Annotated in this window: 25 protein-coding genes and 1 riboswitch; of the genes, 17 read left to right on the top strand and 8 right to left on the bottom strand. The window is 53.3% G+C overall.

Annotation, left to right across the window (positions count from 1 at the left end; genetic code table 11):
• The first annotated feature begins 73 nt into the window (after positions 1 to 73).
• The 8 genes from LY85_RS05905 (at position 74) to LY85_RS05870 (ending at position 6,532) form a co-directional block, all read left to right on the top strand.
• Complete coding sequence (locus LY85_RS05905) at positions 74 to 1,015, top strand: alpha/beta hydrolase (protein WP_038325298.1); 942 nt, start codon at positions 74 to 76, stop codon at positions 1,013 to 1,015.
• Positions 1,016 to 1,093: 78 nt separating this feature from the next.
• Positions 1,094 to 1,855, top strand: coding sequence for a ParA family protein (locus tag LY85_RS05900; protein ID WP_038325297.1), 762 nt, complete (start codon positions 1,094 to 1,096; stop codon positions 1,853 to 1,855).
• 6 nt (positions 1,856 to 1,861) lie between these two features.
• Positions 1,862 to 2,326, top strand: coding sequence for a late competence development ComFB family protein (locus LY85_RS05895; RefSeq protein ID WP_141825867.1), 465 nt, complete (start codon positions 1,862 to 1,864; stop codon positions 2,324 to 2,326).
• 26 nt (positions 2,327 to 2,352) lie between these two features.
• Positions 2,353 to 3,315, top strand: coding sequence for a YegS/Rv2252/BmrU family lipid kinase (locus LY85_RS05890; RefSeq protein WP_141825866.1), 963 nt, complete (start codon positions 2,353 to 2,355; stop codon positions 3,313 to 3,315).
• Positions 3,312 to 4,088 (top strand): phosphatase PAP2 family protein, encoded by a 777-nt coding sequence (locus tag LY85_RS05885; protein ID WP_141825865.1) that lies wholly within the window; start codon positions 3,312 to 3,314, stop codon positions 4,086 to 4,088. The genes LY85_RS05890 and LY85_RS05885 overlap by 4 nt, the downstream gene beginning before the upstream one ends.
• 93 nt (positions 4,089 to 4,181) lie before the next feature.
• Positions 4,182 to 5,198 (top strand): peptide-methionine (R)-S-oxide reductase MsrB, encoded by a 1,017-nt coding sequence (gene msrB / locus LY85_RS05880; RefSeq protein WP_141825864.1) that lies wholly within the window; start codon positions 4,182 to 4,184, stop codon positions 5,196 to 5,198.
• Between the two features lie 51 nt (positions 5,199 to 5,249).
• Positions 5,250 to 5,759 (top strand): GNAT family N-acetyltransferase, encoded by a 510-nt coding sequence (locus tag LY85_RS05875; protein ID WP_141825863.1) that lies wholly within the window; start codon positions 5,250 to 5,252, stop codon positions 5,757 to 5,759.
• A gap of 44 nt (positions 5,760 to 5,803) precedes the next feature.
• Positions 5,804 to 6,532: an HAD-IB family hydrolase gene (locus LY85_RS05870; RefSeq protein ID WP_141825862.1), complete on the top strand. Its 729-nt coding sequence runs from the start codon at positions 5,804 to 5,806 to the stop codon at positions 6,530 to 6,532.
• Between the two features lie 129 nt (positions 6,533 to 6,661).
• Here the strand turns inward: LY85_RS05870 and ilvD are convergent, their stop codons facing one another.
• The 3 genes from ilvD to LY85_RS05855 form a co-directional block, all read right to left on the bottom strand.
• On the bottom strand, positions 6,662 to 8,317 hold the full coding sequence (gene ilvD, locus LY85_RS05865; RefSeq protein WP_141825861.1) for a dihydroxy-acid dehydratase: 1,656 nt from the start codon (positions 8,315 to 8,317) through the stop codon (positions 6,662 to 6,664).
• Between the two features lie 136 nt (positions 8,318 to 8,453).
• Positions 8,454 to 9,140: a FadR/GntR family transcriptional regulator gene (locus LY85_RS05860; RefSeq protein ID WP_141825860.1), complete on the bottom strand. Its 687-nt coding sequence runs from the start codon at positions 9,138 to 9,140 to the stop codon at positions 8,454 to 8,456.
• Between the two features lie 155 nt (positions 9,141 to 9,295).
• Positions 9,296 to 9,898, bottom strand: coding sequence for an XRE family transcriptional regulator (locus tag LY85_RS05855; RefSeq protein WP_141825859.1), 603 nt, complete (start codon positions 9,896 to 9,898; stop codon positions 9,296 to 9,298).
• 158 nt (positions 9,899 to 10,056) lie between these two features.
• Between LY85_RS05855 and LY85_RS19220 the strand changes: the two genes are divergently transcribed.
• The 4 genes from LY85_RS19220 to LY85_RS05840 all read left to right on the top strand — a co-directional run bounded on the left by LY85_RS19220 (position 10,057) and on the right by LY85_RS05840 (position 14,119).
• Positions 10,057 to 10,224, top strand: coding sequence for a hypothetical protein (locus tag LY85_RS19220; RefSeq protein ID WP_185741121.1), 168 nt, complete (start codon positions 10,057 to 10,059; stop codon positions 10,222 to 10,224).
• A 70-nt stretch (positions 10,225 to 10,294) separates the two neighbouring features.
• Positions 10,295 to 12,070 (top strand): methyl-accepting chemotaxis protein, encoded by a 1,776-nt coding sequence (locus LY85_RS05850; RefSeq protein ID WP_185741120.1) that lies wholly within the window; start codon positions 10,295 to 10,297, stop codon positions 12,068 to 12,070.
• A gap of 65 nt (positions 12,071 to 12,135) precedes the next feature.
• Positions 12,136 to 12,831, top strand: a complete 696-nt coding sequence (locus tag LY85_RS05845) for a TrmB family transcriptional regulator (protein WP_038325291.1) — start codon at positions 12,136 to 12,138, stop codon at positions 12,829 to 12,831.
• 7 nt (positions 12,832 to 12,838) lie between these two features.
• Positions 12,839 to 14,119, top strand: a complete 1,281-nt coding sequence (locus LY85_RS05840; protein WP_141825857.1) for a diaminopimelate decarboxylase — start codon at positions 12,839 to 12,841, stop codon at positions 14,117 to 14,119.
• A gap of 78 nt (positions 14,120 to 14,197) precedes the next feature.
• Here the strand turns inward: LY85_RS05840 and LY85_RS05835 are convergent, their stop codons facing one another.
• From LY85_RS05835 to LY85_RS05825, 3 genes are all read right to left on the bottom strand, one after another.
• Positions 14,198 to 14,572, bottom strand: a complete 375-nt coding sequence (locus LY85_RS05835; RefSeq protein ID WP_141825856.1) for a desulfoferrodoxin family protein — start codon at positions 14,570 to 14,572, stop codon at positions 14,198 to 14,200.
• Positions 14,573 to 14,655: 83 nt separating this feature from the next.
• Positions 14,656 to 15,471 (bottom strand): family 1 encapsulin nanocompartment shell protein, encoded by an 816-nt coding sequence (locus tag LY85_RS05830; protein ID WP_141825855.1) that lies wholly within the window; start codon positions 15,469 to 15,471, stop codon positions 14,656 to 14,658.
• 25 nt (positions 15,472 to 15,496) lie between these two features.
• Positions 15,497 to 15,865, bottom strand: a complete 369-nt coding sequence (locus LY85_RS05825; RefSeq protein ID WP_141825854.1) for a demethoxyubiquinone hydroxylase family protein — start codon at positions 15,863 to 15,865, stop codon at positions 15,497 to 15,499.
• A gap of 237 nt (positions 15,866 to 16,102) precedes the next feature.
• Positions 16,103 to 16,187, top strand: a riboswitch (ZMP/ZTP riboswitch).
• 74 nt (positions 16,188 to 16,261) lie between these two features.
• Here LY85_RS05825 and pflB point away from each other — a divergent pair.
• The 5 genes from pflB to LY85_RS05800 all read left to right on the top strand — a co-directional run bounded on the left by pflB (position 16,262) and on the right by LY85_RS05800 (position 20,956).
• On the top strand, positions 16,262 to 18,493 hold the full coding sequence (pflB, locus tag LY85_RS05820; RefSeq protein WP_141825853.1) for a formate C-acetyltransferase: 2,232 nt from the start codon (positions 16,262 to 16,264) through the stop codon (positions 18,491 to 18,493).
• Positions 18,493 to 19,209: a pyruvate formate-lyase-activating protein gene (gene pflA, locus LY85_RS05815; RefSeq protein ID WP_141825852.1), complete on the top strand. Its 717-nt coding sequence runs from the start codon at positions 18,493 to 18,495 to the stop codon at positions 19,207 to 19,209. Before pflB ends, pflA begins: the two co-directional genes overlap by 1 nt.
• Positions 19,210 to 19,409: 200 nt before the next feature.
• A complete protein-coding gene (locus LY85_RS05810) occupies positions 19,410 to 19,904 on the top strand; it encodes a flavodoxin (RefSeq protein ID WP_141825851.1) in 495 nt (164 codons plus the stop codon).
• A gap of 49 nt (positions 19,905 to 19,953) precedes the next feature.
• Positions 19,954 to 20,496, top strand: a complete 543-nt coding sequence (locus LY85_RS05805) for a glutathione peroxidase (protein WP_141825850.1) — start codon at positions 19,954 to 19,956, stop codon at positions 20,494 to 20,496.
• A gap of 7 nt (positions 20,497 to 20,503) precedes the next feature.
• Positions 20,504 to 20,956: a MarR family transcriptional regulator gene (locus LY85_RS05800; RefSeq protein WP_141827992.1), complete on the top strand. Its 453-nt coding sequence runs from the start codon at positions 20,504 to 20,506 to the stop codon at positions 20,954 to 20,956.
• Positions 20,957 to 21,037: 81 nt separating this feature from the next.
• Here LY85_RS05800 and LY85_RS05795 read toward each other — a convergent pair whose 3' ends face one another.
• Together LY85_RS05795 and LY85_RS05790 are read right to left on the bottom strand one after the other, a co-directional pair.
• Positions 21,038 to 21,511: a GNAT family N-acetyltransferase gene (locus LY85_RS05795; protein ID WP_141825849.1), complete on the bottom strand. Its 474-nt coding sequence runs from the start codon at positions 21,509 to 21,511 to the stop codon at positions 21,038 to 21,040.
• Between the two features lie 63 nt (positions 21,512 to 21,574).
• Positions 21,575 to 22,489, bottom strand: coding sequence for a ketopantoate reductase family protein (locus LY85_RS05790; RefSeq protein ID WP_141825848.1), 915 nt, complete (start codon positions 22,487 to 22,489; stop codon positions 21,575 to 21,577).
• Positions 22,490 to 22,512: the final 23 nt, after the last annotated feature.

Here is a 22,512-nt window from a genome sequence, read left to right as displayed (position 1 = left end):
TTGCAGGAACAACCGGAAATGCTGTCAATACGCTTGCGGCGGAAAATTACGAATGATCGGAAGGCGAAGGATAATGGCGGTAAAAAGGCTGATGCGTGTTGCATTAAGAGCGCTTTCCTATACGGATATCGGAGAAAAGGAAAGCGAACGGCTTCACCGCACGGTCATTCGTATCAGAGGGCTTCATCTTGGAAAGCTCCCTTATCAGACTTGGGATCATGTCGTGTCCTATGAAAACCATGATATCCCCGTACGGATATTTGCTCCCGGCGAAAACCGGCTTGATTCCCTGCTGATTTTCTTTCACGGGAGCGGCTGGGTCGCCGGAACCATCGACGGTTACAACCGGATCTGCGCGAATATGGCCAATATGACCGGCAGCACCGTGGTGTCGGTCGATTACCGGCTTGCGCCGGAATACCATTTCCCGGCCGCACCGGAGGACTGCTACCGTGTGGTGCGGGAGATTTTTCTGCACACGGAGCTGCTAAAGGTCCCCGCCGAAAAAATCACGGTGGCCGGGGACAGCGCCGGGGGAAACCTTGCGGCGGCCGTCTCCCTGATGGCGCGCGACAGGGGCGAATTTCTGCCCGAGCGCCAAATCCTGATCTACCCCTCCACTTACTCCGACCATACGACAAAATCGCCCTATGCTTCCGTGCGCGACAACGGGAGCAAGTATCTGCTGACCTCAAAAAGTATCTGCGATTATATGAAGCTGTATCAGGCCAGCGACGAGGATCTGCAAAACCCCTACTTCGCGCCGCTGGCCTCCAAGGATTTCAGCCGTCAGCCGAAAACGCTGATTATTACGGCGGAATACGACCCGCTCCGGGACGAGGCGGAGGATTACGGGCAGCGCCTGAAGGAAGCGGGCAACGAAGTGGAGGTCCGCCGCATCCCCGGTGCGCTGCACGGCTTCTTTTCGCTTCCGCCGGTTTTTCGTCAGGTCCGCGAGTGCTATCGCCTGATCGACGATTTTTTGAACCGGGAGGGTGAAGGAAAAGCCTTATAGGATTGAAAATATTGTAAAATTATAATATGATAAGAATAATTGTTTCGTTGCAGACATTCATACGAAGGGGACATGAAAATGAGCAGGATTATTTCAATTTCCAATCAGAAGGGCGGGGTAGGCAAAACGACTACCGTCTGCAGTCTGGCGGCGGGATTAAAGAGGAAGGGTTTTCGTGTTCTGATGATCGATCTTGACCCGCAGGGAAACCTTGGCTTCAGCGTAGGCGCTGAAACCGAAACCTGCGCCACCATTTATGATGTGCTGAAAGGCGGCGTAAAAACGCAGTATGCCATTCAGAAATTGGATACGGCCGACATCATTATATCCAGCATTTTGCTCAGCGGGATCGAGCTTGAATTTACCAATACCGGACGCGAGTTTTTGCTGAAAGAGGCGCTGAAGCCGATTCTTGGCCTCTACGACTATATCCTTCTGGACACGCCGCCCGCGCTAGGCATCCTGACCATCAACGCGTTCACCGCGTCGGATACGATCGTGATTCCGATGCTTTCGGATATTTTCAGCCTGCAGGGAATCACAAAGCTGTATGAGGCCGTTGAGCGTGTCAAAAAATACTGCAATCCCTCTCTGACCGTCTCGGGAATCCTTCTGACAAAATTCAACCCCCGTACCCTCCTGAGCAGGGAAATCCGGGGTACGGCGGAACTGATCGCACAGGATTTGAACATTCCGCTGTTTGATTCCTACATACGCGGCAGCGTCGTCATCAGCGAGGCTCAGTCCATCCAGCAGAACATTCTGGACTACTCGCCGAGAAACAATATTGCGAAAGATTACCTTAAATTTACGGATGAGCTGCTGGAGAAGGAGGAATAATGACTGATGGCAAGGACGAAGAAAGATATCGATAAAGACCTGATGTATAAAATGCTGATGCCCTCCGGTTCCAGAACGGCAAAGGCTTCGCAGGACGCGGAAAGCCCGAGCGGCCTCAGCGACGAACAGAACACGCGCGCCGCGCTGGAGGAACCGCTGAACCAGCACAAAACCATTATGCGCCGCGAAGTGGGCGTCGCGTTTATGGATACCCAGCCGACCATCCTTGTCAATACGATGGAAAGCATCGTGCTGGAAAAGCTGGAATCGGCGCTTGCGCGTTTTCAGTGCTGCAAATGCGACCGGTGCAAAAAGGACATTGTCGCGATGGCGCTGAACAAGCTTCCCCCGAAATATATGGTTTTGCAGGAGGGCCAGCCCACGCCGGATATCGATCCCCAGACCAACGCACAGGTGGTCACGGCGGTCATTCAGGCGATTCTGGCGGTCCGTGCGCATCCCAGGCATTAAGGAAAGAAAGGGCTTTGCGGGACAAAATGGAAAAAGAAACGTATTTTACGGATAAACGGCGCAGACGCGTCAAGCTTATTTTCAACCCGGCCTCCGGTTCTTCAAACGCTTCCCCGATTCAGCTGATGGATGTCATCAGCATGCTGCAGCAGTGGAAGTATGTGCCGGAGGTGTATTTGACGGAACCGGACAGCGATTTTTCGCAGATGGTAAAAGACACGATGGCGCAGGGCGTCAACATGTTTGTCGTCTGCGGCGGCGACGGCACCGTTTCCGCCGTTGCCAAAGAAATGAAGGGTCTGCCCGCGACGCTGGGCATTATCCCCACGGGCACCCAGAATAATGTGGCGCTCAGCCTGAGCATCCCGCAGGATATTCCGTCCGCCATCGCCCTTCTGCGCACCGGGGAACGCACCAAGATCGATATGGGGCTTCTTGACTGCGCAGCGGGCCGCACCTCTTTTCTGGAAATCTGCTCGGCGGGCCTGCTGTCTTCGATTTTTTCGGCGGGAGACGATATCCAGCACGGGCATCTGGAACGGGTGGGCGATTTCCTCTCCACCCTTGTGTCGCTGACGCCCTCCAAGATTAAAATTCTGCTGGACGGAAAACGGGAGATCGTCAGGATGGGTCATCTGGTCCTCGTTACCAATATGCCGTACGTCGGACGGCATTACCAGGTGGGAGAAACGGCAGCTTTCCGGGACGGACTGCTGGACATCCTGATTTTTTCCAATTTATCCAAGCTGAAGCTGCTGGGCCGCGCGTTCAAGGGGGCAAAACTCGGTGAACCGGAGGATTCCGGCATTGAGCATTTCCATGCCCGTACGGTGGACATGGAAGCCACCCCTTCCATGCAGCTGATGGCGGACGGCATTACGCTGGGGGAAGGGCCGGTCCATATTGAGCTGCAGCGCCGGACACTGGCGGTGATGACGAAAGCGCCGGAGCCGAAAAGAACAAAAAGATCAATTGGGGACGGGAAATGAAGCTGATCGATCAATTAAAAAAGAATCAATGGGTACAGCGGTGTGAACGGCTGATCGGCAGGATTCGCCATCTCCGGCCGGTTTTTTGGGTACCCGTTCTCGTTGTCGCGCTGTCCCTCTATGTTGTTTTTGTCCCCCATACCTTCTGGAAAAACGTGTGGATCAGCATCAAGGGGAACACTCCGCTGATCTGCATGCTCTTTGTGTTCTGCCTGCTGCTGCTTTCTCTGGTGTGGTCAACAGGGCAGAGCATAGACGCCTATGTGTTTTCTCTTTTCAACCGGCACGGCACCCGTCCGCGCTGGCTCGACCGGACAATGCTCCTTCTTACCGAGCTGGGGAACGGCATTGTTACGCTGATCATAGCGTTTGTCCTCTATTTTGCCGTCAATGCCCACCTTGCGTATGAATTCGTTCTGGGTACGCTGACCCTGTGGCTGGTTGTGGAATTGATGAAGGCCGTCATCCGGCGGCCCAGGCCGTTTATCTATCTTGAGGATGTCCGCGTGGTGGGTATCCGGGCGCGGGGAAAGTCCTTTCCCAGCGGCCATACCAGTCAGGCGTTTTATATGGCGACGATGCTTCTGCAGTATTTTCAGGGCAACTTTGCGGCGGCGCTTGTGCTTTACGTGCTCGCCTCGCTGGTCGGCGCCACGCGCATGTATATGGGGATGCATTACCCGCGCGACGTGCTGGCGGGCGCCATCCTGGGCACCTTCTGGGGATTCATCGGCGTGCTGGTCAACGCGGTGATCTTCCGGCTCGTCATCTGAATTCCCGTCGAAAAAAGATAAAATCCTTGCCAAATCGGCTGATACTATCTATAATAGAAGAAATTTAATCCTAACAGCGAAAGGAAGGTTCTTATGCAGAAATATGGCGTGAAGTCCGGCCTTCCGGCCAACCCGAATGCCGGAACGGATTACAGCAACAGAAAATTAAAGGAAATCTGGCTTGCGGGCGGATGCTTCTGGGGGGTACAGGCCTATTTTGCCCGTATATACGGCGTGGCGAAAACAGATGTCGGCTACGCGAACGGCAGGACGGCGAATCCTTCCTACCATGACCTGAAGGTTACCGGCCACGCGGAAACGGTTCATATTTTCTATGATCCGGAGAAGACCGGTCTGCCGACGCTGCTGGATTTCTATTTTAAAATCATCGACCCTGCCAGTGTCAACCGTCAGGGAAACGATATCGGAACCCAGTACCGCACGGGAATCTATTATCGGGATGAGGCGGATTTTCCGGTGATTCGGGAATATATCGCGAAGGAACAGAAAAAATACGACGCGCCGATCGCGGTTGAAGTCGGCCGGCTGGAAAATTACTATCCGGCGGAGGAGTACCATCAGGATTATCTGGAAAAGAATCCCGGCGGCTACTGCCATGTGGACTTTTCCTCCCTCCGGGAGCAGACCCCGCCCGCCGGGAAGACGGCTTACCCAAAACCTGCCCCGGAAAAGCTGAAGGCTTCCCTTACGGAAATGCAGTATCGCGTCACGCAGCAGAACGCCACCGAACCGCCGTTCGACAACGAATACTGGGACAACCGCAGAAAGGGGATTTATGTGGACGTCGTGACCGGAGAGCCCCTTTTCGTTTCCAGCGACCAGTTTGAATCGGGCTGCGGCTGGCCCAGCTTTACGAAACCCATCCGCGCCGACTCCCTGACGGAGAATCGGGATACCAGCCATTCCATGGTGCGCACCGAGGTGCGCAGCCGTCACGGGGATTCCCACCTTGGCCATGTTTTCCCCGACGGCCCGAAGGAGCAGGGCGGCCTTCGCTACTGTATCAACAGTGCGTCCCTCCGCTTTATCCCGCTTCAGGAAATGGAAGAACAGGGATACGGGCAGTTTATAAAACTGATAGAAGAATAATGCGTTTCCAGCCGCATATAAAGCTGAAAACGGAAAAGAGGAGGGATCGGTATGGAATTTACCATTCGCCCGATTTGTTTGAAGGACGCGCCGGATATCAATGAAATCCGGCGCATGAGCGGAGTGATGGAAAACATTCTGGGTGTTCCGTCCGAAACTGTTTCTCACAGTGAACGGTTTATTTCCAATATAAACGAAAATACCCATCAGTTCGTTGCGGTGACGACGGATGAAAACGGCGTGGAAAAAGCCATCGGCTGCGCGGGCCTGAGCATTTACGCAAGCCCGCGCATGCGCCACTCGGCGGGAATCGGCATCATGGTGCATAGGGCGTATCAGGGAATGGGCGTGGGTCAAAAGCTGATGGAAGCCTTACTCGACATGGCGGACAACTGGCTGATGCTGGTCCGGGTCGAGCTTACGGTCTACACGGATAATGAGAAGGCCATCCGGCTTTATGAAAAGATGGGCTTTGTGCGGGAGGGCGTCAAACGGAAGGCGGCGATCCGCCGGGGACAGTACGCCGATGAGTACATAATGGCGAGAATCAGGGACGACTGAATTTTTGCGGTTTTTTGGCACGAACTCGGAAAGGAGGATTCATCATGAAAAGAATCGCGGCTTTTTTTGATATTGACGGGACCATCTCCCGGGAAGGTCTCATCAGCGAGATGTTCAAGAAGATGATTAAATACGAACTGATCGACAACAGCAAATGGGACAACGAAGTCGAGCCCGCTTTTACCAGATGGGACAAACGCGTGGGCGATTACGATATCTACCTGCAGAAAATGGTGGATATCTATACGGAGACCGTCAAAAACACCAGTGCTTTTCACATTGCCTATATCGCGAAAAAGGTGATCGAGCAAAAGGGAGAGCGCGTATATACTTATTCGCGGGAACGAATCCGGTGGCATAAGAAGCAGGGCCATATCGTCATCGCCATTTCCGGTTCGCCGATCGAGCTGGTCAGCGAGGTTTCCCGGATGTACGGCATGGACGATTACCGGGGAACCATTTATCAGGTCGGAAAGAACGGTAGCTACAACGGGGAAATTATCCCGATGTGGGATTCCCAGAGCAAACGCAAGGCGGTTCTGGAAATGGCGGAGAAGCACGATATCGATCTGTCCCAAAGCTATGCCTACGGCGACACCAACGGCGATTATTCCATGCTGCAGCTCGTCGGGAATCCGGTCGCGGTCAATCCCACGCGCGAACTGCTTTCCCACATCGAAAACGACGATCAGCTCAAAGAAAAATTTACGGTGATCGTGGAGCGTAAGGACGTGACCTATCGCCTGAATATCAATACGCTGGACCTTGTTTAAAAAAGTCTGAAAATACAGGAACGGAGGAACCCTTGCCCGCATATTCTGATAGCAGGGGGATTCCGTCCCGAAACAAAAAGCGGCCGTCAACGGATTTGATCCGTTGACGGCCGCAGTTCACATGGTTCCTTATTTCAGTTCCAGAACGGCGCCCCTGTTTGCAGAGGTGACCAAAGCGGCGTATCTGGAAAGGCAGCCCTCCGTAATGCGGGGGGTTCTCGGCTTCCAGTTTTCCCTGCGTTTTTTCAGTTCTTCGTCGCTGACGGCAAAATCGATGGTGTTGGCCATAATGTCGATTTTGATGATGTCGCCTTCCTCAACCAGCGCGATATTTCCGCCCACAGCGGCTTCCGGGGAAACGTGTCCGATCGCCGCACCTCTGGTCGCGCCGCTGAAACGGCCGTCCGTAATCAGGGCGACGCTTCCGCCCAGACCGCTTCCCATAATGGCGGAGGTCGGGTTCAGCATTTCCCTCATGCCCGGGCCGCCCTTGGGGCCTTCGTACCGGATGACGACGACGTCGCCCGCCACGATTTTCCCGGAGGTGATCGCCTCGATCGCGTCCTCTTCACAGTCAAACACCCTGGCGGGGCCTTCGTGTTTCAGCATTTCGGGAGCGACCGCGGAGCGCTTGACCACGCAGGCGTCGGGGGCCAGATTCCCCTTCAGCACGGCGATGCCGCCGGTTTTGCTGTACGGATTTTCCACGGAGCGAATCACGCCGTAGTCCAGAACGGGGCAGTCCGCAATGTTTTCCCCGACCGTTTTGCCCGTGCAGGTAATTAGGTCGGTTTTGAGCAGGCCGAGCTTGCTGATTTCATTCATCACGGCGTAAACGCCGCCCGCGACATTCAAATCCTCCATGTATGTATGTCCCGCCGGGGCAAGATGGCAGAGGTTCGGCGTTTTGTCGCTGATTTCGTTCGCAATGTTCAGATCGATGGAGATGCCGCATTCGTGCGCGATGGCCGGCAGGTGCAGCATGCTGTTGGTGCTGCAGCCCAGCGCCATATCGATGGTGAGCGCGTTTTTGAACGCATCCTCCGTCATGATGTCCCTGGGGCGGATGTTCTTTTTCAGCAGCTCCATAATCTGCATGCCCGCGTGCTTGGCAAGCTGAAGGCGCTGTGAGTAAACGGCGGGAACGGTCCCGTTGCCCCTTAACCCCATTCCAAGGGCCTCCGTCAGGCAGTTCATGCTGTTTGCCGTGTACATGCCGGAGCAGGAGCCGCAGGTGGGGCAGACCTTGTTTTCAAATTCCAGCAGCTTTTCTTTTGTGATCTTACCGGCGCGGTACGCTCCGGAAGCCTCCGAAACGCTGGAAAAGCTGGTCTTCTGCCCGTCCACCAGTCCGGCGAGCATCGGCCCGCCGCTGACAAAGATGGTGGGTATGTTGAGGCGCGCCGCCGCCATCAGCAGGCCGGGTACGTTTTTGTCGCAGTTCGGCACCATCACCAGCGCGTCAAAGGCGTGGGCAAGAGCCATCGCCTCGGTCGAGTCGGCAATCAGCTCCCTTGTAATCAGTGAATACTTCATGCCGCGGTGCCCCATGGCAAGACCGTCGCAAACCGCAATGGCCGGGAACACGATCGGGGTTCCCCCCGCTATCGAAACGCCCGTCTTGACGGCTTCCACGATTTTGTCCAAATTCATATGCCCCGGAACGATCTCATTCTGCGAGCTGACGATTCCGATGATCGGACGCTCCAATTCTTCATTGGTAAAACCCAGCGCGTGAAACAGCGCGCGCTGCGGTACGCTTTTGGTTACTGCATCACTGTTCATTTTACAAGCACCTCACTCTTTGATTGACAGCAGCGAGCCGAAGCAGGGTGGTTCCGGCTGCTGTAGTTGTATAATTTATTATATATTGTATGATGTCTTATGTCAATTGATAAAAAATACTATTTATTCCGCTCTTTTATTCCTCTATGATGCCAAACCCCCGCATCGCGTGGATAATATGCAGCTCCATGGCGGTCTTTGCGCCCAATGCGTCCCGCTTTGATAAAAATTCCATAATCATGCGGTGATCGTTCAGCGTATTCTGCACGATCTCCTCTTTGGTGTTGGATAAGATGACCCCCTTGCCGATGGCCTGATACAGGATGGGCATCAGGCGGTTCATAAATTCGTTGTGGGTCGCCTTTGCGATGGACTTGTGAAAGGCCTGCTCTATCTCCGTACGGTCCTGCTTCTTTAAAATCAGGTCTTCCTCCAGCCTGCCGTAGTGCAGAATGCGCTCCAACTCCTTGTCGGAGGCCCTTTTTGCGGCAAGGTAGGCAGACTGCGGCTCGAAGATCAGGCGCATTTCATACAGGTCCTTTACATCCATCGGGAAAGCGGAAAGCGGGTTCAGGTCAATTCCCCGGTCCAGGGCCTGATTGTCCTTGACATAGGTGCCCTTTCCGCGGCGGATCTCCAATATGTTGTGCGCCACCAAAATACGGATTGCTTCCCGCAGAGTGGTCCGGCTGACCTTTAAGTCGGCGGACAGCTCGTTTTCATTGGGCAGCTTGTCTCCGGCCGAATATATTTTATCAATGGTGATCCTTGCGACAATATCGTCCGCGATATTTTCCGCAAGGCTTTTTTCTTTTGCCTTCATTGCTGATTCCTCCGCATTTCTGATGTTTTCAGCATGATTATACCGCAAAAGACATCCTATTTCAATAAGGATGTCTGATGTCTATAAGAGCGGCAATAAAATACCGCACCGGCTGCTGGCCAATGCGGCGTTACTATATGATTTTTCCGCATTACCTAACACTTTCCTCTTAATTGTACCGCCTTGCCAAGAATGACGACCGGCAGCCTGGTTAGTTCTTCCGCTGAAAAGGAGAGCAGTTCATATTTGGGGTTATAGGGAATCAGGGTGATCCCGCTTTCATATTTTGCTATCTTTTTAACGGTCGCTTCGTCCCCTCTGATGGAAACAACCGCAATGTCCCCGGTTTCCACCATGGAACGGTTCTGCACAATCACGGTGTCTCCGTCCTGAATGCGCGGTTCCATACTGTCCCCATGCATCTTGATCGCGAAAAAATCCCCCTGTTTTGCCATTTCTCCGCTGATCTCCTCATATCCAACCACATCTTTCGCGGATTCGGCCGATACCTCCGCGCGCAGGCTTCGGAGTACGGGTATTTTTTTGGAGGTGCCGGGCGGGTCGGGAACGGAGTCCTTTCCCAGCAGATAATCCGTGGTCACGCCGAAAAAAGCCGCCAGATTCAGCAGGGTTTTATTGTCGGGCTCGTACTTTCCGCTTTCGTATCCGGAGAGGGACGCCTGACTGACATTGATGATTTTCGACAGCTCTTGCTGCTTTAATTTATTTTTCATTCTTAGTATTTTGATTCGATTCAATGAAGTCAACTCCTTTCATTATGAATTTTAATTGTGCCGTAAAAAAAGGTAAACTATATATAAGCAAAACAAATATATTGTGATCGATTAAAAAAATAATAAACAAAAATATAAATATAATTGATATACGGGTCGATAAATTAAAAAGAAGAAGCGGAATGGACCGAAGCGAAAAAACAGACAAAAAATGTGACCGGCACTACAGCCGGAGAAATGGCCGCCGGCCGCGTTTGGGAAAGGGGAGAAACGAAAAGCAGGTGGAGCAGAACATTGCTGCGGAGGGAAAGCGTCCGGAAAGGGAAACCGGGCGGGCAGCGGAAGTATGAGTGCACGACCCGGACAAAGCGGAATCGTGAAAAAGAGTCCAGCATGGAAAATGAGAAATGGAGAAAAATTATGAAGAATCTTAAAATTGCGAAGAAACTGATCCTGTCGTTTCTGGCGATATCCTTGATTACGGTCATTGTCGGCGCCACCGGCATTTACAGCATGCGGCAAATGGAAGCTTCCAGTACAAAGCTCTATGAGCAGCAGACCGCACCGCTGCCGGTCATGTCGGATATCCTTTTGAACCTCGACCGTTTAAGAGGGCTGTCCAGAGATTACATATTATATTATGATAACCCGGAAGAGCTCAAGACAGCTGCCGCAAATACTGAAAAATATAAAAAGCAATATGACGATGCGGTTAAACAGTACGAACCCACTATTTCGACGGCGGCGACGAAAGAGCTGTTTGCTCAGACGAAAACCATGTTTGACGAAGAATTCTGGCCAACCTTTGAAGCCATCGTTCAGGAAACCGGGCAGAAGAATGTCGGCGAAGCCATGACCAACCTGAAAAAGCTGATGGAAATCAACATCAAGGTGACCGACAATTACACCCAGTGCATGCAGAACCGGGTCAATAACGCAAAGGCAAACAACGACGCCAATCAGCAGCTTGGTAATACGATGATGCTGGCAATGGTTGCGGTTATTATTCTTGGCGCAGCCATCTCCATTGTGTGGGGCTTGTGGCTTTCCAGGGCGCTGAGCAGGCCGGTTAATGAAATGGCCGCCGCTGCCGAGAGAATCGCGCAGGGCAAGCTGGACGTAGATGTCACCTATTCGTCCAAGGATGAAATCGGTTCCCTTGCCCGGTCGCTGCAGTCGGCTGCCGGGACCCTGAAACTGTATGTCGCGGATATTTCGGACAAGCTGGGACGGATGGCAAAGGGGGATATGACCGCGGATATTACACAGGAATATGCGGGGGATTTTGCTCCGATCAAACAGGCGCTGATGCAGATATCCGACGAGCTGAATAATACTCTCGCGGCTATCGATACCTCCGCGGAACAGGTCAACAGCGGAGCGGCCCAGGTTTCCGACGGTTCCCAGGAGCTTGCGCAGGGCGCGACAGAGCAGGCAAGCTCCGTGGAAGAGCTGGCGGCCTCCGTTACCGAGGTTTCCGGAAAAGTCAGCGAGACGGCGGACAATGTCAGGGTAATGGCGGGCTACGTGAAAGATACCGTCGCACAGGTGGAACAGGGCAACGAACAGATGCGGCAGATGCTCTCCTCCATGGAGGAAATCAGCGATACCTCCAATGAGATCGGAAAAATCATCAAGGTGATCGACGACATTGCGTTCCAGACCAATATCCTTGCCCTGAACGCCGCCGTGGAGGCGGCAAGGGCCGGCAGCGCCGGAAAAGGGTTTGCCGTGGTGGCCGACGAGGTGCGGAATCTGGCAAGCAAGTCCGCCAACGCGGCCAAGCAGACCACCAGCCTGATCGAGGGTTCCATCCAGAGCGTAAAAAACGGCACCGCTATCGCCGGACGTACGGCGAAAGAGCTGAATGAGATAGCGGCCAAGGTGGGGCTTGTGGGAGAAACGATCGTCAAAATCGATATGGCGTCTTCCGATCAGGCCGCCGCGATCGAACAGATCACAACCGGTGTGGATCAGGTTTCCGCGGTTGTCCAGACGAATTCCGCCACGGCGGAGGAAAGCGCGGCGGCGAGCGAAGAACTGTCCGCACAGGCGGATATGCTCAGGAAGCTGGTCGGTGCCTTTCAGCTGAAAAAGAGAAAGCTTACGGTGATCGAAGGAGGCCCGGAAACCGGCGCGAAAGCTGAAAATAATCTTTCATACCTGACGTCGGAGGCGGCGGGCCAGAAATATTAATTGACAAATCAGGATAAATATTGTATAGTGTTCCTATAGAGAAACACTATACAGGGGGCGGCACGATGGATCTGGTGGAACTGCTGGGATATTACAATCTTACACGGCAGGAATCGGCCCTGTATCTTCTGCTCTGCTCCGAAGGAAAACTGACGGGATATGAGGCCGCGAAAGCGTCCGGCATATCCCGTTCCAATACCTATACGGCGCTGGCCGGTCTGGTTGAAAAAGGCGCGGCCCTGGTTGAGGAAGACACGGCCACCCGGTATCTTCCCGTTCCGGTCGAGGAATTCTGCAGCAACCGTATCCGGCGCATGCAGGAGTACCGGGAGCTGCTGATCAAGGCGGCGCCCAAGCGCCGGGAAGCCGGCGAGGGGTACATCACCGTCAAGGGCGAGGCCAACATCATGGATAAAATGAAGAACATGATCGACGCGGCGAAAGAGCGTATTTACCTTGCCGTGTCCGAACAGACGCTTTCGTTGCTTCTGCCGCAGCTCTGTTCGGCTTTGCGCCGGGAGCTGAAGGTCGTCGTTATTACCGACCCTCCGTTTGAACTGGAAGGCGCGCTGGTGTACCACACGGAAACCGAGCGGCATCAGATTCGCCTGATTGCCGATTCCAAAAGCGTTTTGACCGGCGATATCGCTGCGGGTTCCGAGTCCACCTGCCTGTATTCTCAAAAGCGCAATCTGGTTGAGCTTTTCAAAGAGGCGCTGAAAAATGAAATCACACTGATTACCGTAACGAAAGGGAGCTGAAACTGTTTTGAAAAATACCTTTGTAAACAAAGAACAACTTGAAAAGATCGCAGCCCGATTTCCGACTCCGTTTTATCTTTATGATGAAAAGGGAATCCGGGAGAACGTGCGCAAGCTGCAGAAGGCTTTTGCGTGGAACAGCGGCTTCCGTGAGTATTTTGCGGTGAAGGCAACGCCCAATCCGGTCATTTTGAAAATCATGAAGGAAGAGGGCTGCGGGGTCGACTGCTCCTCGCTGACCGAGCTGATGCTTTCCGACGCGGTGGGCTTTCACGGACAGAGCATCATGTTTTCGTCCAACGAAACGCCACCCGAGGAATTTGAGCTGGCAAAAAAGCTGGGTGCTTTGATCAATCTGGACGATTTTACGCATATCGATTTTCTGAAATCCACAGCGGGCATTCCGGAAACCATTTGCTGCCGCTTCAATCCGGGCGGAACCTTTCAGATCAGCAACGCCATTATGGACACGCCGGGGGAAGCTAAATACGGCTTTACCCGCGAACAGCTGGAGGAAGGGTTTGTGAAGCTGAAGGAGCTGGGGGCCAGGCGCTTCGGCATCCACGCTTTCCTCGCCAGCAATACGACGGACGACGGGTATTACCCGACGCTGGCCGGTATCCTGTTCCGTACGGCTGTCGATCTCTACCATAAAACGGGCATTGCGGTTTCCTTCATCAATCTGTCCGGCGGCGTGGGGATTCCTTACCGTCCCGAACAAAAACCGGCCAATATCGCAAAAATCGGGGAAGGCGTCCGCAAAGCCTTTGAGGAAATCCTTGTTCCGGCGGGTCTGAAGGACGTGGCTATCTACACCGAGCTTGGCCGCTTTATGCTTGGGCCGTACGGCTGTCTGGTAACGAAAGCAATCCATGAAAAACATATTTATAAGGAATATATCGGGGTGGACGCCTGCGCGGCCAACCTTCTGCGTCCCGCCATGTACGGCGCGTACCACCACATTACGGTAATGGGGAAGGAAAACGCCCCCTGCGACCACCAATACGATATTGTCGGAAGCCTGTGTGAGAACAACGACAAATTTGCCATTGACCGCATGTTCCCGAAAATAGACATGGGGGACCTTCTGGTGATCCATGACGCCGGCGCGCACGGCCATGCCATGGGCTACAACTACAACGGCAGGCTGCGCTCCGCGGAAGTGCTGCTGAAAGAGGACGGGTCGGCGCAGCTCATCCGCCGCGCGGAAACCCCGGCCGATTATTTCGCGACCCTTGATTTTATGGGGCTGTTTCCGGAAAACGGCGGCCGCGGGAAAGAAAATTGATTTTATCCTGCCAAAATGGATGATATAACAAAAATGGCTTTGCGGAAAATCCGCAAAGCCATTTTTCATCTTAATAAATTAGAATTCAGCTTTCCAAAGGCCGTGAAGGTTGCAGTACTCGTAAACCGTGCCGGATTCGGCGTCGTTGAACTCCGCTTTCGGGTCCATGCCGGGCTTCAGATACGCGATTTCCAGCCTGTCGCCGGACTCCAGCGCAATCCATTCAATATGATGCTCCGGAAGCATGGGATGAATGGTGGAACCGATCTGAACTTTGATTTTTCCGTCTTCCCTTGTGATAAACGGAACGTGCTTTTCGGTTGCGGCATCGGTGGTGTTTGCTTCCAGCTTCGTCATGCTCTGGCCGCAGCAGGTAAGTGTGCCGCCGCCGCTCCTGATCAGCGCTACCATGTTTCCGCAAATTTCACAACGATAAAAAACAACTTTTGACATTTTTACAACCTCATTTCCATCATTTGATTATTATAAATGAAACAGCAAATAAAAGAGATGCCGTGCGGTGGCAAAGCTTCGGGTCATTCAAAAACCACGATGGCCTGTCTGCGCTTGATGCGGAGCAGGACGGTTTCCAGAATACGGAAGCAGTGATTGAGGTCCTTCTGCTCCAGATAGGCGGCGGCAAGGTCTTGCCCGATCACCAGGTCGATATTTCTGGGCTCGGTGCAGACGAGCACTGCTTTGTCATTTCCCAATACCGGGCTGCTGACAACATTGCCGTTCAGCAGCTTTTTCACACGCTCAATTTCCAGTAAACCCGTTCCGGGCTGAATCCGCTGCATCTGCAGGTACAGGTCGGGGCTGACCGCGAGCGCATAAGTGCCGTAAACGTTTTTGGAAGTCAACAGCTGGATTGCCGCGGCGATATCGGTAAACGCGTTTTCTCCCTCGGACCAGTCTTTCTTTTCGATCCGGTTTGTTCCCGCCGCGGTAAGAAGCCCTTCATAGCCCAGTTCCTCGGCTCCGAAGAAAATCAGCCGGTCCTCTTTCAGGGCGCAGGCCTCAGCGGAAGCCATAACGGCGGATAAATCCACCGGATAACCCGATTTGCGGCTGCTTTCCAGATCTTTTGCCAAAAGGGTGACGTCGTCGTAAACGGTGGGGATTTCCACATGCTTTCTGCCGGCGGTAACCGTCAGTCCGTCTTTGGTGATTTCCCCGATTTTGTCCGCGTCGTCAATCGCGATGCTGTCCGCTCCGATGCCGAGAGGCCCGAAAATATGTAAGAATCTTCTGCCCGCCAGAATACGGCGCGCCGATTCCACTACGGCGGTGTCAATTTGTTTCCAAAGCTCCTGCGATACGGGGGAACCTTCTCTTGAAAGATAATCCATATGATCAGCTCCTTTACAGATTTATTTATTCGCCCAGCAGACTGCCTACCGTCTGTTCGGGGGCGCCGGCAGCGGGCTCTGCGGACGGCTCGGTAATTCCCAGCCCCTCCAGCATCTCTCTTACTTCCGCTTCACCGGAGGCGAACAGTTCTGCTTCTTTCGGGTCCAGCTGCCGAAGCAGCGTCATCAATTCACCGATATGGGCCTTTTCTTCATCGCGGATATCACTGATGACCGTTTTGGCCAGTTCATTGTCCGTGGCCTGAACATGGGCGTCATAAAGATAGATGGCCTCCAGTTCCCCCGCAATGTCCAGACGGATGGCCTGAACGAGTTCCTCATGTGTTAATTTTCTTTCAACGTTTGCCTGAAAAGGATTTGCAAAAGCCGGCATTTTTCTCAACCTCCTGTTATAATTGTTATTTTTTGACAGATTCGACGGAATCAAATTTGTTTTCTGTAAATATCCGTCAAAATGCCTTTTCTATATTATAGCAATATTTTTACAAACAGCAAAGAGATTTCCAAAATATTTTATATTCTCTTTACAGTTCTGCAATATATTTTGAAATCCGTACGGGCCGGTTGACAGCGGCCGCACGGATATATTATAATCAGGTCATAAAAACATAAAGGCTTTTATTACTGACGGATAATTGTGGGTTCACCACAGTGGAATAAAGGCCTTCTTTCAGCCGACCGTCTGGGCAGCATTTGGTTTTACCGGGTGTTGCTCTTTTTTTATTGAAAAGAGCGGCCAGATGCTTTGTTTAATCGGAAGGAGTCAACAATGGACCATCGGGCATGGAAGAATTTCAAGGGCGGAAGCTGGCAGGAAAGTATTGACGTCAGAAACTTTATCCAGACCAATTACAGGCCGTATTCGGGGGATGAGGCGTTTCTCGTCCCCGCCACGGAGCGCACCCGCGGGCTGATGAGAAAACTCGGCCGCCTGCTGGAGCTGGAACGGGAGTTCGGCGGCGTGCTGGACATCGACACGCAGACGGTCAGCTCGCTTACCACCTATCGGCCCGGCTATCTGGATAAGGAGAAGGAAATCATTGTGGGTCTGCAGACCGACCGCCCTCTCAAAAGGGGCGTGAACCCTTTTGGCGGCCTGAACATGACGCGCAAGGCGTGCGAAGCTTACGGTTACCGGCTCTCCGAAAAGGTCGAGCAGGAATTCCGGTACAGGACGACCCACAACGAGGGTGTTTTCCGGGCCTACAGCGACGAGATCAAAGCAGCCCGCCACTGCGGTATCATCACCGGGCTGCCGGACGCCTACGGCAGGGGAAGGATCATCGGCGACTATCGCCGCGTCGCGCTGTACGGCATCGACCGGCTCATTGAGGAAAAGAAAAGGGACAGGCGGAAGGTGGCCTCACAGGGCATGGAAACAGATAACGTCCGTCTACTGGAGGAGCTGTATCAGCAGATCACCTTTCTGGGGTATCTGAAGGAGATGGCGGCCCTGTACGGCTTTGATATCTCCCAACCCGCGCAGAACGCAGGGGAAGCGGTGCAGTGGCTGTACTTTGCCTATCTCGGTGCCATCAAGGAGCAAAACGGCGCCGCCATGAGCCTGGGCCGCGTCAGCACCTTCCTGGACATCTATTTTGAGCGCGACCTGCAAAGCGGTTTGCTGGCGGAGGAACAGGCACAGGAGATTATCGACGATTTTGTCATGAAGCTGCGCATGGCCCGCCATCTGCGCACCCCGGAGTACAACGAACTTTTTGCGGGCGACCCGATGTGGATCACGGAAGCGGTCGGCGGCATGGGCGAGGACGGCAGGACCCTTGTCACCAAAAGCTCCTACCGGATTCTGCACACGCTCTATAATTTGGGGCCTTCGGCGGAACCGAACCTGACCGTGCTGTGGTCAGCGGATTTGCCAGAAGCCTTTCAGCGCTACGCCGCGAAGGTCTCCTGCGACACGGACGCGATCCAGTACGAAAACGACGACGTGATGCGCCCCGTGTTCGGCGACGATTACGCCATCGCCTGCTGCGTTTCCGCCATGCGGGTAGGAAAGGACATGCAGTTCTTCGGCGCGCGTGCCAATCTGGCAAAGCTGCTGCTGATGAGCCTGAACGGCGGCAGGGACGAAAAGAGCGGTATTCAGGTCGCCCCCGCACACTCCCCCTATGAGGGCGAATACCTCGAATATGGCAGGGTGCTCAGGCTGATGGACGTCTACCGGGAATGGCTTGCAAAGACCTATGTGGGCGCAATGAACATTATCCATTATATGCATGACAAATATGCTTATGAAAAAACACAGATGGCCCTGCACGATACCGACGTTCACCGCTTTATGGCGTTTGGGATCGCGGGAATGTCCGTCCTTGCGGATTCGCTGTCCGCGATCAAATATGCAAAGGTAAAATGTATCCGTGATGAAACCGGGCTGATTACGGATTTTGAGACCGTCGGGGAATATCCCGCCTTCGGGAACGACGACGACCGGGTGGATTCCATTGCGCAGGAGCAGGTCAGGCTGTTCTATGAAGAACTGAAAAAGGTCCCCGCCTATCGCAATGCCGAACATACGCTGTCCATCCTGACGATTACGTCCAACGTCGTCTACGGCAAAAAGACCGGAGCCACCCCGGACGGCAGAAAGGCGGGGGAACCCTTCGCGCCCGGCGCGAACCCCATGCACAACCGCGAGAAAAGCGGCGCGCTCGCCGCGCTGAACTCCGTCGCGAAGCTCCCCTACGAGATCTGTAAGGACGGCATTTCCAATACGTTCTCCATTGTTCCGCAGGCACTCGGACACACGGAGGAGCAGCGTTACGGCAATCTGGTCGCTATTCTGGACGGATACTTCCGGCAGAAGGCGCACCATATCAATGTCAATGTGCTGAACAGGGAAACGCTGCTGAAAGCCTATGAGAACCCGGAATACTGTCCCAACCTGACCATCCGCGTCTCCGGCTACGCCGTGAACTTCCACAAGCTGTCCCGGCAGCAGCAGCGCGAAGTGCTTTCCAGAACCTTCCACGAGGCGATGTGATGAAAGGCGTCGTTCATTCCGTTCAAAGCCTGGGGGCTGTGGACGGCCCGGGGCTGCGCTGCGTGGTGTTCCTGCAGGGGTGTACGCTCCGCTGTGCGTACTGCCACAATCCCGACACCTGGAGCACCGCAGGGCGGGAGTACAGCGTGGAGGAGGTCTTTGAGAAGGTCGTTCGCTTCCGGCCCTATTTCGGAACAACAGGCGGCGTGACCGTTTCCGGCGGGGAACCGCTTTTGCAGTGGGAATTTGTCGCGGAGCTGTTTTCCCGGTTAAAGGAGGCGGGTGTCCACACCGCGCTGGATACCGCCGGAATCGGGGACATCGGCGGAGCCCGCGCCGTGCTGAGGTTTACGGATCTGGTTCTGTGCGATCTGAAATTTTCCCGTAAGGAGGATTATCTCCGCTACAGCGGGGCGGACGGAAACCGGGTGTTTGCTTTTCTGAAGCTGACGGAAGAAATGGGGGTTCCGCTGTGGGTCCGGCATGTCGTCGTGCCGAACCTGACGGACGGCCGCGGCCATATTTTGAAAATCGCCGCCCTCGCGCGGCAATATTCCAACCTGCAAAAGCTGGAGCTGCTGCCGTTCAGAAAAATCTGCCTGACAAAATACGAGCAGATGGGGCTTCCGTTTCCGCTGCGCGATTATGATGAATGCCCGGAAGAAAAAATACGCGCCCTTTACAAACTGACGGAGGAACCCTCTTCATCCGGTTAAGAAATATCCCGGCGTACGCCGGGATATTTCTGGACGGCCACAATTTTAATAAATTCCAAACAAAATTTTATACCATTCCTCTTTTAATTATGCTATTATCTAAATAATCTTACCGGACAGTCCCATCACTAATGAAAATTTCCGGTTAAAAAACATCAGCCCGGAACAAAATAAGAAGAATACGGAAAGGATGCTGAAAGATGAAGAATCTGGTTGTCTATTATTCCTGGAAAGGGAACACGGAGGTCGCGGCGAAAGAGCTGTCCGAGTTAATTGGCGGGGATCTAAAACGGATCGAAGAGACAAAACCGCGGAAATCCTTCGGTATGGCAGCATGCTCGGCGGTCTTTGGCCTGAAAAGCAAAATCAGGCCGATGGATTTTTCCCTGAACGGCTATGATTCCGTTTTTCTCGGCGGCCCGGTCTGGGCGGGCCGGAGTACGCCCGCCGTCAATGCCTTTCTGGAACAGGCGGATTTTTCCGGGAAAAAGGTCTATTTATTTGTCACGCAGGCGGACGAGCATGAGCCGCAGTCCGTTTTTCAGTCCCTGACGCAGAGAGTGAAGCTGCATGGCGGGGAAGCAGCCGGCTGCTTCTTTCTTCAGACCGTCATGAAAACCCCCCTTTCCCCGGATAAGGCCCGGAAGTCCCTGACGGACTGGGTGAAAAATTTAACTCTTGACAAAACAAATTAAATTGTATACAATCAAATTGTAAAAAATACAATTTGAAAGGTGATCCTTTATGACAATTTATGATTATTCCATTCAGACGATCGAGGGAAAGACCGTTCCGCTTTCAGAATTAAAGGGCAAGGTTCTGGTTCTCGTCAATACGGCAAGCAAATGCGGCTTTACTCCGCAGTACGAAGGCCTGGAAAAGCTTTATCAGGCCTATCGCGAGCAGGGCCTTACGGTGATCGGTTTCCCCTGCAATCAGTTTGCGGAGCAGGAGCCGGGAACAAACAGCGAGGTGCAGGAATTCTGTAAGCTGCGGTATGGGGTTACTTTTCCGCTTTCGGTGAAAATTGACGTTCGCGGGGAAAACGCAGACCCGATCTTCCGCTACCTGACCGGCCACACAACCTTTGAAGGGTTTGGAAAGGGCGTAAAAAACAGGACGCTGGAACTGATGCTGAAAACGAAATACGGAAAAGAGTTCAACGACAGCTCCATCAAATGGAATTTTACGAAATTCCTGATTGACAGGGAAGGAAATATTGCCGGACGTTTTGAACCGACAACGACACCCGAGGAAATGGAATCCGCAATTAAGGAGTGTTTGTAATTTGGATGTGCGGCCCGACGATCTGTTAAAGCTTGACAGCCAGCTTTGTTTTGCGCTTTATGCGTGCTCAAAGGAAGTGATCCGTCTGTACAAGCCGTACCTGGAACCGTACGGACTTACGTATACGCAGTACATCACTTTGCTGGTGCTGTGGGAAAAGGACGATCTCAGCGTATCGGAGCTGGGAAGCCGGCTGCTTCTGGATTCCGGCACCCTGACCCCGCTTCTGAAAAAGCTGGAAAAGCTGGAACTCGTCGAACGCGTGCGCAGCGCCCGCGATGAGCGGAGTGTACAGGTTTGTCTGACGGAAAAGGGCAGAAGCCTCAAAGAACATTTTCTGGACCTTCCTCAGAAAATGTTCTGCTCTACGGGCCTTGCTCCGGAAGAGGCCCTTCGTCTCAAGGAAATGCTTTCTCAGCTTCTCGGGAACATACGGGCCGTACAGAAGGATACCGTCTGAAAGCATTATAAAAACGGCGCTGATTCCTCTTGGAATCAGCGCCGTTTTGCGGGAAGAGCTTCTCCGGCCGACCGATACCGATCAAAAGCTCAGAGAATACTCCATATTATTTTTTGCCTCCTGAAAACCGTATTTTTCATACAGCGGCTTTCCCATTTCGGAAGCGTTCAGCGTAATTTTCGTGCAGTTTCTGGCACGTGTTTCCTCCAGCAGACGGCTTAAAAGAGCGGAAGCGATCCCTTTGTTCCGGTGCGTCGGTTTCGTATACATGTTCATGATGTACGCCACCGACCCCGTAATATTGGAATAGACCGGGGGAATCGAATAGAACACGATTCCGCTGGTCGCGATGATTTCTTCGTCCTGAACCGCAACCCATGCGACAAAGCTGTCGTTTGCAAGATGCTGTTCAAAATACCGATAGGTGTTCGCGTAAAATTCGGCGGTGCCGGAATTTTGAGGATTTTCCCTTTCGTTTCGCATCTCCACTCTGATTCCTGCCAGCTGGCCAACATCGTGGATCGTCGCCCTTCGATACTCCATAGCTTCACTCACTTTCTGATGTCCTGAATTTTTTTATCAATGTTTTTATAACGGTTGCCGCCATGCGCAAAATACTCAGTAAAGCTGTTCCATGGATTTGATAATACAGTATAAAACGTGATTGACGGGAGTGGAAACCTGATATTTCCGGCCCAGTTCCACGACGGTACCGGCAAAATAATCCACCTCGGTGCGCCGCTTTGCCTCCACATCCTGCAGCATGGAGGTTTTCCCCAGCGGTGAAAACGTGGACATCAGATTTTCGTATTCGAGGGCGTCCTGTTCGGTTAAATCGATCTGGAGGGCCTTTGCCAGGGCGACGACCTCCATCATGGCTTCATGAAAAAGGATTCCGTTGGTTTCTATGCCGGTCATTTTTCCGTAGGGCGCGCCGGTGATGGCGGAAACCTGGTTGCAGCCCACGTTGAGCATCCACTTTTTCCATACGGTGCGGATCATGTCCGAAGGGGCTTCGCATTCAATCCCGGCCGCGGCCAGAAAATCTTTGACTGCGGTCACCTCCGGCGAAGGAACCGTGTTGTCCGCGTCCCCGAAATCGATCACGCCGTCCACAGTGTTTTGCACGCCGTCGGCGGTTCGCACCGCGTCTATGTAAATGGAAAGCCCGTAAAAGACGCGGTTGTCCGGAAAGACCGACAGGATTCTGTCCCTGACGGTGACTCCGTTCAAAAGGGGAAGAATTACGGTGCCTTCACCGACGAAGCTGCGCATATCCTCCAGCGCTTTGCTCAGCTGGTCGTTTTTTACGCTGACAATGACGAGGTCGGCCGGGAAACTCTGCTCCCCCGGCGAAAGCACCCGCGGGTAAAACACATTGCCGTTAAACCGGATTCCGTTTGCTTTCAGCTTTTCTTTCCGCTCTCCGCCGGCGATCACGGCAAAATCGGCGCCGTAGCGGTCGTGCAGCAATTTCCCATAAACGGTGCCAATCGCACCCATTCCGATGAGGGCGGCCTTTTTGATCTTCATCTTCCATTCCTCATTCCTGTGTT

This window comes from Clostridium sp. KNHs216, assembly GCF_006714885.1.
Classification (GTDB): Bacteria; Bacillota; Clostridia; order Oscillospirales; family Acutalibacteraceae; genus Caproiciproducens.
The sequence above is the reverse complement of the archived record's forward strand: the minus strand, read 5'-3'. Positions and strand labels throughout refer to the sequence as shown.

Coding starts and splice junctions, on each gene's coding strand:
- LY85_RS05890 (WP_141825866.1), top strand. CDS start 2,353: ATGGAAAAAGAAACGTATTTTACGGATAAACGGCGCAGACGCGTCAAG.
- LY85_RS19220 (WP_185741121.1), top strand. CDS start 10,057: ATGGACCGAAGCGAAAAAACAGACAAAAAATGTGACCGGCACTACAGC.
- LY85_RS05875 (WP_141825863.1), top strand. CDS start 5,250: ATGGAATTTACCATTCGCCCGATTTGTTTGAAGGACGCGCCGGATATC.
- LY85_RS05830 (WP_141825855.1), bottom strand. CDS start 15,471: ATGGATTATCTTTCAAGAGAAGGTTCCCCCGTATCGCAGGAGCTTTGG.
- msrB (WP_141825864.1), top strand. CDS start 4,182: ATGCAGAAATATGGCGTGAAGTCCGGCCTTCCGGCCAACCCGAATGCC.
- LY85_RS05805 (WP_141825850.1), top strand. CDS start 19,954: ATGACAATTTATGATTATTCCATTCAGACGATCGAGGGAAAGACCGTT.
- ilvD (WP_141825861.1), bottom strand. CDS start 8,317: ATGAACAGTGATGCAGTAACCAAAAGCGTACCGCAGCGCGCGCTGTTT.
- LY85_RS05790 (WP_141825848.1), bottom strand. CDS start 22,489: ATGAAGATCAAAAAGGCCGCCCTCATCGGAATGGGTGCGATTGGCACC.
- LY85_RS05825 (WP_141825854.1), bottom strand. CDS start 15,865: ATGCCGGCTTTTGCAAATCCTTTTCAGGCAAACGTTGAAAGAAAATTA.
- LY85_RS05860 (WP_141825860.1), bottom strand. CDS start 9,140: ATGAAGGCAAAAGAAAAAAGCCTTGCGGAAAATATCGCGGACGATATT.
- LY85_RS05810 (WP_141825851.1), top strand. CDS start 19,410: ATGAAGAATCTGGTTGTCTATTATTCCTGGAAAGGGAACACGGAGGTC.
- LY85_RS05885 (WP_141825865.1), top strand. CDS start 3,312: ATGAAGCTGATCGATCAATTAAAAAAGAATCAATGGGTACAGCGGTGT.
- LY85_RS05835 (WP_141825856.1), bottom strand. CDS start 14,572: ATGTCAAAAGTTGTTTTTTATCGTTGTGAAATTTGCGGAAACATGGTA.
- LY85_RS05895 (WP_141825867.1), top strand. CDS start 1,862: ATGGCAAGGACGAAGAAAGATATCGATAAAGACCTGATGTATAAAATG.
- pflB (WP_141825853.1), top strand. CDS start 16,262: ATGGACCATCGGGCATGGAAGAATTTCAAGGGCGGAAGCTGGCAGGAA.
- LY85_RS05870 (WP_141825862.1), top strand. CDS start 5,804: ATGAAAAGAATCGCGGCTTTTTTTGATATTGACGGGACCATCTCCCGG.
- LY85_RS05850 (WP_185741120.1), top strand. CDS start 10,295: ATGAAGAATCTTAAAATTGCGAAGAAACTGATCCTGTCGTTTCTGGCG.
- pflA (WP_141825852.1), top strand. CDS start 18,493: ATGAAAGGCGTCGTTCATTCCGTTCAAAGCCTGGGGGCTGTGGACGGC.
- LY85_RS05845 (WP_038325291.1), top strand. CDS start 12,136: ATGGATCTGGTGGAACTGCTGGGATATTACAATCTTACACGGCAGGAA.
- LY85_RS05905 (WP_038325298.1), top strand. CDS start 74: ATGGCGGTAAAAAGGCTGATGCGTGTTGCATTAAGAGCGCTTTCCTAT.
- LY85_RS05900 (WP_038325297.1), top strand. CDS start 1,094: ATGAGCAGGATTATTTCAATTTCCAATCAGAAGGGCGGGGTAGGCAAA.